Here is a 14,798-nt window from a genome sequence, read left to right as displayed (position 1 = left end):
GAGGTGAAGGCCGGGGCTCCGTGAACCTGACCATTGTGGTGGATAACCGCACCGACCAGGAGGTTCGCCCCCGCTTTCACCGTTTTCACGGCTACCGCCCCGGGTTCACTTCGCGTTCCCAGAAGCGGGCCGTACCGGTGATCGCGTCGAAGAGGTCCAGGACCTCCTCCGCCTCCCGGGAGTTGGGGCTGGTGCAGCTGACCATGATCCGTTTGTTCAGATCGGGGTATTCGAAGGCGGTGTGCATGGCCACCGTGCGGACGATCGCCTCGTCGGTGTCGTAGTCGGTGATGCCGTAGATGCGGCCACAGCGCCCGAGCCCGGATTCGGCCAGGTCGACGGTGGTCTTGCGCAGCCACGTGCCCTCGCGCGCGGTGGCCGAGGCCGGGTAGACGTGCTCGACCAGCTTCAGGGGATCGAGGGCGTTCTCGCCTCGACCCGACGGGAAGACGAACACGCAGACGTTCGCCATGAAGAAGCCGTCGTCGTACTCCTCGAAGGTCCCCGCCGCCGAGACCAGCCCGGAGCCGGTCGCGTCACCGGTCACCTGGGCGATGTCGGTGAACAGGTCGTTGAGGGCGTCCGCGTCCTCGGTCCGATTCCCGTACCTCTCCAGCGCCCGGGAACGCATCTCGGCCAGCGAGTCGCCGGACAGGTCGTACTGCGCCCAGTGCTCCGGGATGTCGATGTCGAACATGACGTCCGCCTTCGGGACGTCCTCCTCGAACAGGTACGGCATGGCGATGGTCCTCTTCGTTTCGACGGTCTACGCGTAGGCCTGGCCCTGGCCGCCCCCGGAGCCGGACTTCTTCTTGTCGTCCTCCAGGCTCTTGCCCAGCTCCTCGTCGGCCTCCTCGAAGGTCTCGATGACGGGGCCGAGCGCCTCCAGCAGCTTGCCCAGGTCCTCGGCCTGCCGCTCGTAGTTTTTCTTGCAGTCCTTGCCGTAGTCCTTGGCCTTGTCCACCAGGTTCCCCGGGCCGATGTCCTCGGCCCGGTCCTCCGGGCTCTTGACGTCCTCGCCGGCGAAGGCGTTGGCGATACGCGCGAGCGAGGTCTCCATCTCGATCACCGCGTCCATGTCGATCTTGACGATCTTGGCCATCGGGCCCTCCTCTCACACGACGTCAGCCGTCGTCCCGTTGCTTCCTGAGTTCCTCGACGTCGATGCCCCGCAACTCGGCGAGCTCCTCTTCGAGCCGCGCCCGTTCCCGCTCCGCCTCGGCGAAGGCCTGGTCCATCCGGGCCTCCTCCTTGAGCTCCGCGGGGCCGGCCCGCGGGTCCTGACGGCTCTCCAGGTAGTCGCCCTTGACCTCGTCGGAGAGCAGTTTGTCGAGGAGGTCCAGCTTCGCGCCGACCCTGTTGATCTCGTCCTCCTCGGCGTCCTCCCGCTCCTCCTCGTTCAGGAAGTCCTCGTGGAACTCCTCCAACATCCCGTCCCTGAGCCGGTTGCGCATGGCCTGGTGGCTCAGCTCCAGGATCGCGCCGGAACCGCCCTCGAAGCGGGTCTCCGCCGCCGCCTTGGGGATCGCGGTCCCCATCTGCATGAGCGACTGCTCCAGATACCTGGCGTTGGGCAGACCGTCGGGGCCGAACTCCAGATTGTCCGCGTACCAGTCCAGGTGGTACCGGAGCATGTCGACCCCGAACCCGAGGGTGATGTTGAGGGCGTTCTTGAAGAGCTCCAGAGGGATCGCCGCCAAGGCGTCCATCCTCGTCGAACGGACCGGGGTGACCGGTGTGTCCTCTCCGGAACCGGAGGAACCGCGTCCGCCGTCGCCGGAACCGTCCGTCTCGCCGCGGTCCGCCGAACCCCGGTGGGCCTCGGGGGCCCCGTCCTCGCCCTCCCTCGTCGGGGAGTCGACGTCCTCGTCCCGACGCGGGGTCGGGCCATCGGATCCGTCCGGACGCGGGGCCGTCGGGGCGTCGTCTCCACCGGCGCGCGGGATGTCCACACGCTGTTGGGCTCCACCGGGAGCGCTGACGCGCACGTGATCCTCGGTGATGCGCAGGTCGGGTGTGCCCCTTCCCTCGGTGACCACCCGGACACCGCCACGGCCGTCCGAGATCCTGGTCCTTCCCCCGTCGTCGCTCATCGAGCTCCGTCCGGCGGGCGTCTGGTCCCCCTCGATGTTGCCCGAACGGAAGGAGACCTGGTCCCCGTCGTGGAACGGGCGGGCCAGGGAGCCCGGACCGGACTGCGGGCGCGTCGTGATCTCGTGCCGGGAATCCGTCCGGCCGCTCATGCTCTCGCCGTTCGTGGTGGCCCGCCAGTCCGGGGACGACGAACCGTCTCCCTCCGGCCGGGAGCCGCGCATCCCGACCCCGGAAGGACGCACCTCGACGACACGGTCTCCGCTGTGCACGTCCGGCGCGCCTCCGCGCGGCACGTCGGCGACGACCCGGTCGCCTTCGACGTGGACGGTGGTCCCGTCCCCGCTTCGCACGCTGCCTTCGTCTCCCTCGTGCGACACGTGGGTCGTGGGGTCGTCGCTCTCGGAGCGGGTCCGTGCGGCCCCCCTCCCCTGGGAGTCTCCGGGCTCGACCTCGGTCCGGGTCGTCCCGTCGCCGACGTACGCCCCGTCCCGAGAGCTTCCGGCCGTGACCCCGTCAGGACCGTGGACGGACACCCACGAAGGAACGTCCGAGCTCCCGTCGCCGGCGGGAGTGGAGACGACGCTGAGGTCGCCGCTGCCCATCTCGTTCGTGCCGTCGGCCCGGCGGGCCATCTCCAACGAGTTCCCGTCGGCGTCCGGTGGGGTACGGACCCCGGCCGCGTCGGCCCCGTCCGCGTCCACCCGCCAACCGCCCGGGGTGTCCACCTGAAGGGTGACGTCCGAGCCGTCCGGGCTGTTCGGGCCGAGGGCGATCCGGTGACCGTCGACCTGAATCGAGGGGGCCCGCCCCGCTCCGTCCGCTCCATGGACGCTCGTCGTCCCGTCGGGCGCGGTGACCCGGAGGCCGGGCCTGCCGTCGACGTCGACCACCCTGACCTCGCTGCCGGAGCCGGTCCGGACCACGCCGTCCGGAGATCCGGGCTCGTCGAAGGTGATCCGGGTGTCCCCGACGGTGATGGTGCCGTCCGCGTCCCGGGACGCCCGTTGTGGCGAGGCCTCGCCGGCCGTGATGTCGAATCCTCCATCACCTCGGCCGAGTGCGGTGGCGCCCGCTCCGCTCGCGGTGCCGATCCCATCGCGCGAGCGCCACAGGTCGACGCCCCGGCTCTCGTCCGACACACGCGCGTCCCCCGGCGAAGCCGTCGCGCGTGTGCTCCCCGAATCCAGGGTGACCGTGTCGGTGCCCCGGTCGTAGCTCTGGGTGGAGCCATCGGTGACCACCCGGTAGCCGTCCGGGCCCATCTCGGTGGTACGACCACCGAGCCGGTCGGTCACCCTGGTCATCGGCGCGGCTCCGTCGCCATCGACGGCGGGCCTGGTCACCTGAGGACCGGCGTCACCGAAACGCAGGTCGACGGGGCCGCCCTCCTGGACGATCCTGGTGGGGGCGCCGTTCGTGGGACGAGTGACGCTCAGGCCGTCGGAGGTGGAGATCGTGGCGCCCTGGTCGTCCCTGGAGACCGTGACGTCCCCCTGGTCGGTGGGGACCGTCAATCGTCCATCGCGGTAGGAGGCACCGGGCCGCCCTTCCGGGCCGGTCACCTCGACGGTGCCCGATTCACCCCTCTCTCCACGGGAGACGGTGACCCCGGAGCCGTCCTGCGTGGTCACGCCGAAGCCGTTCTCGGAACGGGTCACCGTGCGGTCTCCGACCGTGACGCGGTCCCGGGTCACGTCCATGGTGAAGTCCGGTTCGTTCCCCGGCGTCGGGTGCCGGTAGGAGACCGTGGGCTCCCCGTTCGCGTCGCGTGTGGTCGTGTAGGAACCGTTCCCGTGGCTTTCGACCGTCTCCCGTCGAGGTGCTCCGTCCCCCGCGGCCGTCTCGTCCGGTCGGACGGCAGAGGTCGTGTCGATGGGCGGTGGGGCACCGGTGGTGGTGTCGTCCCCGTCGGTCCGGGACCCCGTGGAAGATCCCGTCGTGGTGGTGTCACCGTCGGCCCGGGGACCGGACGTGTCGCCGCCGCCCGTCTCCGGGTCGTCCGTGGTCGAGCGACCCGTCGAGGAGGTGTCCATCCCGTCCACGTCCGCGATCGTGCTCCGGGGTCGGGCGGATGGCTGGGGCATGGGGGTACCGCCCCCGGACCTGGTCACCGGGGCGAAGTCCTCACGAGGCTCCTCGCCGGAGCGCCGGCCCTCGCCCGCGTCGCTCCGTGCGGACGTGTCCTCCCCGTCGGAGGAACGGTCGGTGCTGCCACCATCGCCTGAGGTCTCCGGGGTGGCGCCACGGTCGGAGGCGTTCGGTTCGGAGCCCGTGGTGGGAGCACCGTCTCCGGTCGTGGAATCGCCCGTGGCCCCGATGGTCCCCGCCGGGGGTCCGCCGGCGTCGCCCTGACCGGAGGTGCCGTCGGCGGCCTCCGGGGACCGGGGGGTGCCCCCGCCGACGGAGGTGTCCGCGGCCCCGCTCTCGGGGGATCCGGTGGAGTCCGTCGTGGTCGGCGCGGCGGAGGAGGCGACCGTCGGTTCGGCTGTCGGTCCACCGGTGGGTTCCGGGCTCGGTGTCGAGGTCGGAACGCCTCCGTCCGAGGTGTTCGCGGCCGTCGACGTCGAGGTGGACGGGCCGCTCTCGGACACACCGCCTCCCGCCGGCGCTCCGGTGGAGGCGTCGGGAGAACCGGTCGCGGCCGGGCCGCTCTCGGACGTCGAGGGGTTCGTAGGGCCGGACTGCACGCTTCCGCCGATGTCCGAGGGACCGCCGGTCGACTCGGGGGCCGTACCGATCGAGGAGGTCTCGACGTCCGGGTTCGAGGGAACGGCCGCGGGTTCGGTCGTCGTACCGCCCCCGCCGTCCGGGGCGTCGAAGGAGGCCTGCGCGGGCGTCCCCTGGCCACCGGTGTCGGAGGGCCGAACGGTCGAGGGGTCCGAGGAGTCGCCGGAACGGGTCCCGGAACCAGCGGTCTCCGTGTCGCCTCCGATACCACTGACCTCCCCACCTCCCGTGGCCGGCTCCGGAGCCTCGCCGGAGCCGACGGGGTCCGGTGTCGGGTCGCCGCCACCGGTGCCGACGCCGGTGCCTCCGTCGCCCCCGGAGCCGGAACCACCGAAGGACGGAAGCATGTCGTGGCTCTTGAGGGCGCCCACGGTCGAGCCCGCGGCGCTGGTCCCCAGCGCGGTCAAGGCCTCGTGTCCCAGGCTGATATCGCTCAGGGCCACACCCTCGCCGGCCACCTGCACGGTGATCGAGGCGCCCATGCTGGTCGCGGAGTCCTTGGCGATGTTGTAGCCGATGTCGGCGGTGACACTGCGCGAGCGCACGTCGTTGACCCTGCGCGAGACCCGCCCGGCCCGAGAGGTCACCGCGGTGACGCCCCTGCTGTTACGGACCGCGGTGGCGGCGCTGCGCACACCGCCGGCGGCCCGCCCCGGAACCCGGGTGGCCGCCTGGCCCGCGACCCGGCCGACCGCGCGACCGCCGCGGAGGAGGGCTCCACCGGGGATCAGCGAGACGGCGTCCATACCGAGGGTGAACAGGGTCTCCTTGTTGAAACCGAGCTTGCCCTCCTTGAAGAGACCGGCCCCGCTGATCGAGAGGGCCACGAGGGCCAGGGCGATCCCCAGGCCGGGGATGAAGATGGCGGCGAGACCGGCGACGACCATCGCCACCGCGTAGAGGAGGGGGTTCTCCTCCACCCAGGTGACGATCTTGTCCAACCAGCCCCACAGTTTGCGGGGACTGCCCTGCTTGGCCTCTTCCAGGGCCCGGGCGCACTCGTCCGCCGCCCCCTGCATGTCGTCGAGGAGACGCTCCAGTTTGACGATGTGCGTCTGACGGACGGGATCGTCCCCGTCCACCTTGTTCTTCCAGGCGTCGGTGTCCTCCAGAGCCAGATAGGCCTCGGCCGCCGCACGCGCGATCGTCGCGCTGTCCGCGCGGGCCGTCTCCAGCGAGGTCTCCCACTTGTCGAGGGCCCGGTAGCCCGACTCGTAGGCGGATTGCGCCTTGTCCAGGTACTTGGGCAGCTCGTTGACGAGCTCCTTGAGGGCGTCGACGGTGTCGCCCTCGCCCAGGCGGTCGCTCTCCAGGCGGCGCATGTCGGCGGCGGCCTGTTCGGCCGCGTCCGACAGCTTCTCGTAGAACCTGCTCAGCGAACGGACGTCACTCGTGACCCAGGGGACGGGGTCCTCGGATCGATCGAGAAGATCCCACCGGAGATACTCCCGTGGTTGCTTGGTCACGTCTCGACCTTCCCGCTTCCCGCTCCCGATACGGCGCCGTGTCGCGCACCGGGGGCGCGACGGCGGGACCTGTGGGGGACTCAGGTCCTGTGGGGGCATCGAACACTGTACGAGTCCGACATCATAGACTCCCACCCCGTGAGTGAACAGATGCATCGAAAGCATGCTCGGTTCCCCTGAACCGGAAGAAGTTTTCCGGCATCCTCCCCCAGGCGACCCACCAGTGAAGACACCCATGGGAGAGAGCGCGTGACCCTGACATCGGCGGCACGACCCCTGGGAGCACGGTCGGCGACGGCCCGTACCGCCGGCTCCCTCACCCTCGGCCTCGCCCTGGCGTCGGCCTTGACGGCGGTGGCCGGCTCCCCCGCCGCGGCCGATACGACCGGCGGCTACGAGATGTGCCCGACGGTGTACTACTACGTGGTCCCCGAAGGCTCGCCCGGACTGGAGGCGATCGCGGACCTCATCCTCGACGACCCGGAGCGGGCCGACGAGATCTACGGCTACAACGAGGGCCGTTCCCAGAGCGACGGCACGGCGTTGGGCGAGGACCGCGCGGTCCAGCCCGGTTGGCGACTGGTCGTGCCCTTCGACTCCGGTGGAGAAGGCGTCTACGAGGGCCGCGACCCGCTGTGCGTCGTCGCGGTCGACCAGGCCAACGCCCAGGGCATCGCGCCTCCGTCACCTCCTCCGGCCCCGCCCGCCTACACCCCGCCCCCCGAGAACGAGCCCTCCGCCTCCCCGAGCGCGGACGCCGACGCCGCGGCCGGCCCGGGCGACAGGCCCAAGATCGACCCGCGCATCCTCATCGTCGGCGCGGTCGTCCTCATCCTGTTGACGCTGCTCACCCTGTTCTGGCAGCCGGTGTTCAAGGCGATCGCCTGGCCGTTCAAGAAGATCGCCGCCCTGCCCTGGCGTAAACCGCGCAAGCCCAGGTCGGCGCGGATCGCCGCGGCCATGCGGCGACGTCGGGCCGCGACCGAGAGCGTCATCTCCGACCCCGACGCCGTGCACCGGGCGGGCGGTGCCCACACCGACCTGCTCAGCGCCCCCGCCGAGATCCCGGCGCGCCCGGTGGCGATCCTGACCACCCTGGACGAGACGACCGCCATCGTTCCGGTCGGAGCCACTCCCCCCGCCTCCTCATGGCGCGTCGTCGACACCACCACCTGGCGTTACGCCCGAGGCTCGACGGCGCCCGGCCCGTTCAACTTCGCCACCGCCACGCACACCGTCGTGCGGCCGATGACGGCCGGGGTCCTGGCCTGTCTCGGCACCCTGGAGGACGAGCGCACACTCGTCCACGTCGACCTCACCCGGATGCGCGGACTTCTGGCCGTGGGCGGCGACCAGCGGGTCGCCTCCGACACGGTGCGCGTGATCGCCGACGCCCTCCACTCCCAAGGGCTGACCGTGCGCGTGCTGCCCTCCGGACGACCGCTGCACTCCCTGATCCCCGAGACGATGCCCGACCTGTCCGCCCCCGACCCCATCGGAGGGATCGAGCACAGCAGGGAGCGTCCGCTGGTGGTGGTCGTTCCGCGTCCGCTCGGCACCGCCGACGAGCACGTGATCGGCAACATTCCGCCGAACACGCTCGTCGTGGCCATGGGCGAGGCCGAGGTGGCCCGCTGGCAGTGGAAGGCCGACGAGGACGGCTCGGTGGACACCGGGGCCCTGGGACTCCGCGTGGTGCTGCGGCTCCCCGAACACCGGTCCTGACGTACGAGGCGGGGCGGGCCGGCCGGGTCCGCCCCGTCGATGTCAGCCCTCGTCGTCCTCCGACGGCCCGTCGGAGGCCTCGGGCTCCCCGTCCCCCTCGGCGTCGTCGGTGTCCTCGCCCGGGCCCGGACCGTAGACGAAGCGCTGCCGATCCTGCACGAGGATGGCGTGCCCGGTCTCGGTGACCGCCTCCACGTACGCGGACAGGTCGTCGGAGACCACGTCCATGGTCTCGGCGTCCAGGACGAGCTGACGATCCTCGTCCTCTCGGGAACGGGAGTCGCCGTAGACGAGACCGGCGTGCGCGAAGGCCGGGGAGATCGCTCCGGCCTCCTCCTCCAACCCCCATCGAGTGCGGCCGGTCACCAGGTCGACGGCGACCATGGTGGCCCCGCCGCTGGCCTGGGGGAGCAGCAGGGTGGCGGTGTCGGTGTCGTAGAGACCCACCGGGACCCGGGCCTCCTCGAAGGGGGCCGCGACCGGGTTCGCCCCCGGCTCCCGCAGCGTCCACAGGGTGTCGCCGTCGTCGACGTCGTGCGCGGACAGCAGGGACGGCGCCTCGGGCTGGGCCCAGCGCACCAGAAGGACGTCACGGGTGGGCTCCGTCTCCTCCTCTTCACCCTCCTCGGTGTCCTCGTCCTCGTCGGACGGCGCGTCGGTGGGCTCGGCGTCCGGGTCCGGAACCTCGTAGACCCCGAGGACCTGGGGGACGTTCACCGGAGCGCTGGCGGGCAGTTCGAGATCCTCGTCGGAGGAGGACACCGACCACAGGACCTCGCCCGCCTCGTCGGGGTCGATCGAGTAGGCGTGCAGGGCGGAGGATCCGTCGTCGAGCAGGACGGTGTCGTCCCAGGCCGTCACCGGGACGCCCAGCGGGTCGATCGGTTCCTCTTCCTCCGCGTCCTCGTCCCCGTCGGTGCCTGATTCGACGTCCGTGTCATCGGAGTCGGCCTCGTCCGTCTCCTCGTCGCCGGGTTCGGGCTCGGGTTCGAAGGCGTAGGTCCACAGCTCCTCGCCGTCGGTGTCCAGCACCGTGTAGTCGCCGTAGGGGTCCTCGGCGGTCCACCCGTCCGGACGACGCACCGCGGCCCCGTCCAGGTAGAGGTCGCCGGGCTCCGCCGGCTCCCACAGGGTCCGGCCGCGAGAGTCCAGGACGAACGGACGATCGTCGGGGTCGACGAGGGACAGGGCCGACTCCCCCTCCAGGTCGGTGTCGAAGCCGCGGAAGCGCGCCTCCCCCTCCCACAGGGTGTCGCCGGTGGCGGCGTCGTGCAGCAGGTGCCGGTCCTCACCGCCGGAGCTGATCAGGAAGGCACCGCCCACCGGGCTGATCCGGACACCCAGAGGGTCGTCGAGGATGTCGTGCGCGTCGGCCTCGTCACCGTGCAGATGACGCAGGACCTCGCCCTCCAGACCGGGAGGCGGGTCGCCCTCGAAGTCGGTGGGCAGCGGGGAGGGGCTCGCCTCACCGGAGGGCTCCGGCGGCTCCGGTTCACCGGTGCACGCCGCGACCAGCAGCGCCACGAGGCCACAGGTCAGGGCCTGGGGCACGCGTGAGCTGCGCATTGACGGTCTCTCCCCACGAAACGATGACGTTCACGGCAAATCCTAAGCCGCCCGAAGGTCAAGTGGATACATGGCGTCCGAAACTCCTCCCGCCCCGCACCGGGTGCGGGAACGGCCCTCAGGAGTCCTGTTCGGGCTCCACCTCGACGGTCGTGGTCCCCCGTACCTCGAACTCGGCCCGTCCCCCGGTCAGCTCGGCCAGCCGGACCTCGAAATCGGACAATCCACTCTCCGGGAGAGCCACCTCGATCCGGATCCGGTCCTCGTAGGCGACCTCGCGCACAGTGAGCGAGGAGTCGCGCAGGTCGCTCTCCAGGCGCCCGCCCAGAACGTAGTCGGCGTAGACGTCCACGACCAGGAGTCGTCGACGTTCCAGCAGGCCGAACTCGTCCACCGCCGCGGACACCGAGTTCCCGTACGCGCGGATGAGTCCGCCCGCGCCGAGCTTGGTACCTCCGAAGTAGCGGGTCACCACGGCGACGGTGTCGGTGATCCGGCGGTGCCTCAGCACCTCCAGCATGGGGACGCCGGCCGTCCCGGCGGGCTCCCCGTCGTCGCTGGAACGCTGGATCGCACCGTCGTCACCGAGAATGTAGGCGGTGCAGTTGTGGTTGGCGTTCCAGTGCTCCTTGCGGCGTTCGGCGATGAACGCGCGCGCGGCCTCCTCCCCGTCCACCCGTGCCAGGGCACAGATGAACCGGGACTTCTTGATCTCGATCTCGTGTTCGCCGCCGCGTCTGATCGTTCGCATGTCGCCTGTTCGACAGGGGTCGTGGGTCGCCCCCAGTCTGCCGGCTCGGAGGAGGGACCCCACGGGCGCCTCCTCGCACTCCGGTCGGATGACGATCCTCCGGGATCCCCTACGGCTCCGACGGCCCGACCGTGACCGCGGTGGTTCCGGCCGGTACCATCCCACAGTCGGGAGGGCCGGACGGCGACCCGACCTGTCGCACGATCGTCGCCCTCTCCCCCGGGTCGGCGCCCCCAGGTCGCCCACCGCTCCCCGACGAACAAGGTTCCGCACCCATGGTCATACCTCGAACACCTTGGGTAACGTTGCGGACGACCACTGAGCTCACATCGGGAGTCCTCATGCGCACCGCCCCGCCCGCCGTCGGCCTGGCCCTGACCATCGCCCTCCTCTCCGGATGCGCTCAGGAGGAGTCCGCCCCCGTCAACGAATCCTCCGCGTCCCAGGCGCCCACGGCTCAGCCCACCACCGAGCCCAGCGTGACCGCGTCGATCTTCCTCCCGCCGGGCGAGAGCACCGGGGCCCTCACCTACGACGAGACGGCCGTGCCCGAAGGGGCCACCTCCGACGTCCAGGTCCGGGTCCAGGACGGCTCCACCTACGTGCAGTTCACCGGAACCGGCCTGGAGGCGAACCGGGACTTCGGTGCCCACGTGCACACACAGCCGTGCGGCGACGACCCGGCCGACTCCGGGCCGCACTACCAGAACGAGCTCGACCCCACGGCCGAGGAGGGCGAGCCCTCCACCGACCCCGACTACGCCAACCCCGAGAACGAGGTCTGGCTGGACATGACCACCGACGACAGCGGCAACGCGTTCGTCACCGCCACCGTCGACTGGGAGTTCCGCGAGGGCGAGGCCCGGGCCCTGGTACTGCACGACGAGCACACCGCCACCCACGAGGGCCACGCGGGCACGGCGGGAGACCGCCTCGCCTGCGTGACCGTCGACTTCTAGGGGGTGGGGACGACCCGGCGCAGGACCAGTTTCTCTCCCAGGGCCCAGGCGGTGGAGGCGCACAGGTACAGCCCCGCCGCCAGCGGAACGAAGGCCGCCACGACCACGGTCGTGAACTGGAGGTAGGACAGGGCTCCGAACATCGGAGGAGCGGCGCCGGGCGTCTCCCCGGCCATCGGCAGCATCACGTAGCGACGGTTGGCCCAGGCCACGACGGCCAGCACGGCCAGGACCGCGACGAAGACCGCGATGTTCCCCGAGGCCCCACCGGCCAGGGTCGCCCCGAGTTCCACCCCGAGGAAGGTGTGGGAGAGCAGTTCCCCCGTCCCCGGGACCGCGCCGATGAACAGTCCGTACAGGGCGATGACGATGGGGATCTGGGCCAACCCGGGCAGGCAGCCGGCGAGCGGGCCGGTGCCCGCCTCGGCGTAGACCTCGCGCTGCGCGGCGAGCAACCGCTCCGGGTTCCCCTTGTGCCGCTCCATGACCTTCGCCAGTTTCGGGGCGAGGAGGGCGCGCTGTTTCTCCGCCCGCACCTGGGCCACGCCCAGGGGCAGGAGCAGCGTTCTCACGATGACGGTGAGCGCTATCACCGCCGCCCCGGCGGCGAGGGTCCCGGCGAGCGGGGTGAGCAGGTCGGTCAGGACGGCGAGAACCGTGCTGAGCACGTCGATGAAGGCCGCGATCGGCCCGAAGGTGTACAAGGAGAAGACCCTTCGTCCAGGTGATGGGAACGGACGTCGGGCCGCTCGGCGTCATCGCGCGAAGGGAGAGGGGTCCCCCGCGGACACAGGCGGAAGGGACCTCTCGAAGGTCAGGAGGGCGCGAACGGGCGAGCGGCCGAAAGGGCCGCTCCGGGCGCTCGGGGACGTGGTCGACCCGCCGCGTCGGGGTCGCGCAGGGACAGGACCGGCAGCCGTTCCGAGCGGCGGCGCATCGCGCGCGCGTCACCGGTGGCGCTGTCGCCGACCGGCCACGGGGCGGTGCCCCGCAGGATCATCCAGGTCAGAGCGGCGCCGACCGCCACGGCCAGGAGGAGCACGCCCGTACCCTGGCCGGCGCCCGTCAGTTCGACGGGGAGCATCCCCATCGCGAGGAACTCCAGAAGGGACAGCAGGAAGCCCATGTCCCCTCCTCTCCTCGTCGATGGCCGTTCCAGGCCGGGGGGATCGATCCTATCCGTCCACCATAAAGCTCACAAAAGCCCTGTTCAGCCCGGTCACGGGGAGAAATCCGCCGACACTCCGCCGACGTTCCGCACCGTTCACGTGATCCTGTAGCTAAATGACACGGAGCAACCCACTCCGCCATGTCCTTCCGGGCCGGTTCGAGCCCGACGAAGAGGGGATTCCCGTGCCGATCCGCCCTGCGCACCTCGCCACCATGTCCGCGACCATCGCCGACGCCATCTCGGGGCTGTCCAGCGAGGAGGAGGAGACCGCTCCGGTGCACATCACCTTCGAGTCCGGGCATCGACAGACGGTCGATAACGGCGGCTGTCGAGTGCTGGAGACCGGGCAGGGCGGCGTGGTCGAGATCGAGGGGGAGTCCCGATTCGCCCTCTTCGCCGGTACCAGCTGCCAGGGGAGCAGGACGCTGGCCTCCGGGCACGGTGCCGTCCGCTTCGGCACCCCGGTGCTGGCCGGGGCCATCGTCATCGGTTGACCGCGCACGCGTCACGGAGGGGCCTCGGTCGGACCGGGGCCCCTTCGGTGTCGAAGGGGCCTCTCAGCGGCGACCCCCGCGAAGGGAACGTCCGGGCAGTCGGTCGGTACGCCGCCCGTCCCTGACGGTGAACTCTCCGCCGATCATCACGTGCTCGATACCCGCCGGAGGTCGCCGGGGTTCCTCGTAGGTGGCCCGGTCCGCGATGGTCTCCGGATCGAAGACGACGAGATCGGCGTGGGCTCCGAGCTGGACGACCCCGCGGTCGGTCGCCCCCAGTCGGTGGGCGGGCCGGGAGGTCAGGTGCCGGACGCACTCCTCCAGGGTGAGCAGACCGAGTTCGCGCACGTAGTACCCCAGGTAGCGGGGGAAGGTGCCCCAGCCTCTCGGGTGGGGACGCTCACCGACGAGGATGCCGTCACTGCCCGCGGTGTGCGCGCTGTGCCGCATGATGGTGCGGATGTTCTCCTCGTTGCCGATGTGGAGCAGACAGCCGCCGCGTAGCCCGTCGGCGACCAGCAGATCGACGTAGAGCCGTCCCGGGTCCTCTCCTCGCCGTTCGGCCAGGTCCGCGATGGAGTGACCGACCGCCCAGGAGAGCTCCGGGTCGGCGACCCCCGTGACCACGAGGGTCCTCCAGTCCATGGGCATACCGTGGTTCCCGTCGGTGCCCCGCCCCTGGATCTCCTCCAGGATCCGGTCACGGGTCACGGGGTCGCGCAGGCGGTCCAGCGTGGCCCGGGCGCCGCCCTCCTGTGCCCACCCGGGCAGCGGGGCTGCCAGGTAGGTGGCCGCGGCCCGGTAGGGGTAGGTGTCGAGGGTGACGTCGAGTCCGTAGCGGACGGTGGCCTCGTCGATGGCGTCGAGGACCTCCGAGGCCCGACCCCGGTTCCGGGGGAAGTTGACGTGGCAGTGGGCCAGGTGCAGAGGCACATGGGCCCTGCGGGCCACCTCCAGACATTCCCGGTAGGCCTCGACGACCTCGGCCCCGTAGTTGCGGTGATGGGGGCAGTAGTAACCGCCGGCCGCCCGGACCGGTTCGAGGAGCGCGACGATCTCGTCGTCGCTCGCGTACATGCCGGGCGTGTAGGTCAGCCCGGTGGACATCCCGTGCGCGCCCTCCGCCATCCCCCGGGCGACCATCGCGCGCATCCGGTCGATCTCGGCGTCGGTCGCGGGTCGGTCCTCCTCGCCCACGACCGCCATACGCACGTTGCCCTGGGGGACGAGGTAGGCGACGTTGGTGGGCGACCCCCGATCGACGCGGTCCAGGTAGTCCCCGACGCTCCGCCAGGTGTGGTCGAGGTCGGGGGTGCCGTTCCAGGCGGCGATCCGTTCCCGGATCGGGTCGACGGTGGCGTCGGTGACGGGCGCGTAGCCGAGCCCGTCCTGACCGAGCACCTCCAGCGTGACCCCCTGGAGGACCTTGGCCTCGTGCGCGGGGTCGGCGAGCACGGCGAGGTCGGAGTGGGCGTGCATGTCGATGAACCCCGGGGCGACGACCAGACCTGTCACGTCGACGGTCTCTCCCCTGCCTCGGGCGGTCCCCGAGGGGAGGACGTGACTGATACGACCTGCGCTCAGAACGAGGTCGGCGAGGCGGGACGGGCCGCCCGTGCCGTCGACGATCCGGCCCCCGGTGAGTACGGTCTCGGACTGCACTGTTCCTCCGTTCGGGTCACCGACACCCGCGGTGGCGACCCCGCCGCCGAGGTGTCGCGCGGCTCGGGATACGCTTCGGGGAAATCAATCGATAACTTTGTTTCCAATAAGCGGGTCGACAGGTCTCTCCCTCATCGTCCCCACCCGGACGGGGGTCGGGAACCTCCCACGCTCGAACCAGGG

At 71.2% G+C, this 14,798-nt stretch carries 11 protein-coding genes; 3 read left to right on the top strand and 8 right to left on the bottom strand.

All coding sequences use genetic code 11. The features are described 5' to 3' along the window. Positions 1-91: 91 nt before the first annotated feature. Genes TR33_RS18400 through TR33_RS18390 form a run of 3 tightly spaced genes read right to left on the bottom strand, consistent with a single transcriptional unit; the run spans position 92 to position 6,287 of the window. Positions 92-739, bottom strand: a complete 648-nt coding sequence (locus tag TR33_RS18400; protein ID WP_017533092.1) for a hypothetical protein — start codon at positions 737-739, stop codon at positions 92-94. Positions 740-766: 27 nt separating this feature from the next. Then, on the bottom strand, positions 767-1,102 hold the full coding sequence (locus TR33_RS18395) for a hypothetical protein (RefSeq protein ID WP_042284417.1): 336 nt from the start codon (positions 1,100-1,102) through the stop codon (positions 767-769). Positions 1,103-1,124: 22 nt separating this feature from the next. Beyond that, entirely contained in the window at positions 1,125-6,287 is a 5,163-nt protein-coding gene (locus TR33_RS18390; RefSeq protein WP_042284415.1) for a hypothetical protein, read from the bottom strand. A gap of 249 nt (positions 6,288-6,536) precedes the next feature. Between TR33_RS18390 and TR33_RS18385 the strand changes: the two genes are divergently transcribed. Then, positions 6,537-8,012 (top strand): hypothetical protein, encoded by a 1,476-nt coding sequence (locus TR33_RS18385; protein WP_042284414.1) that lies wholly within the window; start codon positions 6,537-6,539, stop codon positions 8,010-8,012. 42 nt (positions 8,013-8,054) lie between these two features. Here TR33_RS18385 and TR33_RS18380 read toward each other — a convergent pair whose 3' ends face one another. Together TR33_RS18380 and TR33_RS18375 are read right to left on the bottom strand one after the other, a co-directional pair. After that, on the bottom strand, positions 8,055-9,578 hold the full coding sequence (locus TR33_RS18380) for an outer membrane protein assembly factor BamB family protein (RefSeq protein WP_042284411.1): 1,524 nt from the start codon (positions 9,576-9,578) through the stop codon (positions 8,055-8,057). A 118-nt stretch (positions 9,579-9,696) separates the two neighbouring features. After that, positions 9,697-10,329 (bottom strand): YigZ family protein, encoded by a 633-nt coding sequence (locus TR33_RS18375; RefSeq protein WP_014910709.1) that lies wholly within the window; start codon positions 10,327-10,329, stop codon positions 9,697-9,699. A gap of 341 nt (positions 10,330-10,670) precedes the next feature. On the opposite strand from TR33_RS18375, the gene TR33_RS18370 reads away from it, so the two are divergent. Further along, on the top strand, positions 10,671-11,288 hold the full coding sequence (locus tag TR33_RS18370) for a superoxide dismutase family protein (protein WP_042284408.1): 618 nt from the start codon (positions 10,671-10,673) through the stop codon (positions 11,286-11,288). On the opposite strand, the gene TR33_RS18365 is transcribed toward TR33_RS18370, so the two are convergent. Together TR33_RS18365 and TR33_RS18360 are read right to left on the bottom strand one after the other, a co-directional pair. After that, on the bottom strand, positions 11,285-11,992 hold the full coding sequence (locus tag TR33_RS18365) for a YidC/Oxa1 family membrane protein insertase (protein ID WP_014912611.1): 708 nt from the start codon (positions 11,990-11,992) through the stop codon (positions 11,285-11,287). The two genes, TR33_RS18370 and TR33_RS18365, sit on opposite strands and share 4 nt — an antisense overlap. Before the next feature lie 110 nt (positions 11,993-12,102). After that, positions 12,103-12,414 (bottom strand): DUF6412 domain-containing protein, encoded by a 312-nt coding sequence (locus TR33_RS18360; protein WP_014912229.1) that lies wholly within the window; start codon positions 12,412-12,414, stop codon positions 12,103-12,105. Between the two features lie 227 nt (positions 12,415-12,641). On the opposite strand from TR33_RS18360, the gene TR33_RS18355 reads away from it, so the two are divergent. Further along, positions 12,642-12,953 (top strand): hypothetical protein, encoded by a 312-nt coding sequence (locus TR33_RS18355; RefSeq protein WP_014910161.1) that lies wholly within the window; start codon positions 12,642-12,644, stop codon positions 12,951-12,953. 63 nt (positions 12,954-13,016) lie between these two features. On the opposite strand, the gene TR33_RS18350 is transcribed toward TR33_RS18355, so the two are convergent. Next, positions 13,017-14,615 carry an N-acyl-D-amino-acid deacylase family protein gene (locus TR33_RS18350; RefSeq protein WP_014908223.1) on the bottom strand — a complete coding sequence of 533 codons (1,599 nt, stop codon included), beginning with the start codon at positions 14,613-14,615 and terminating at the stop codon, positions 13,017-13,019. Between the last annotated feature and the right edge of the window lie 183 nt (positions 14,616-14,798).

The sequence above is a fragment of the Nocardiopsis alba genome (assembly GCF_000710955.1).
Lineage (GTDB): Bacteria > Actinomycetota > Actinomycetes > Streptosporangiales > Streptosporangiaceae > Nocardiopsis > Nocardiopsis alba.
Note: the sequence above shows the minus strand (reverse complement) of the source record. Positions and strands in the feature narration are given on the sequence as shown.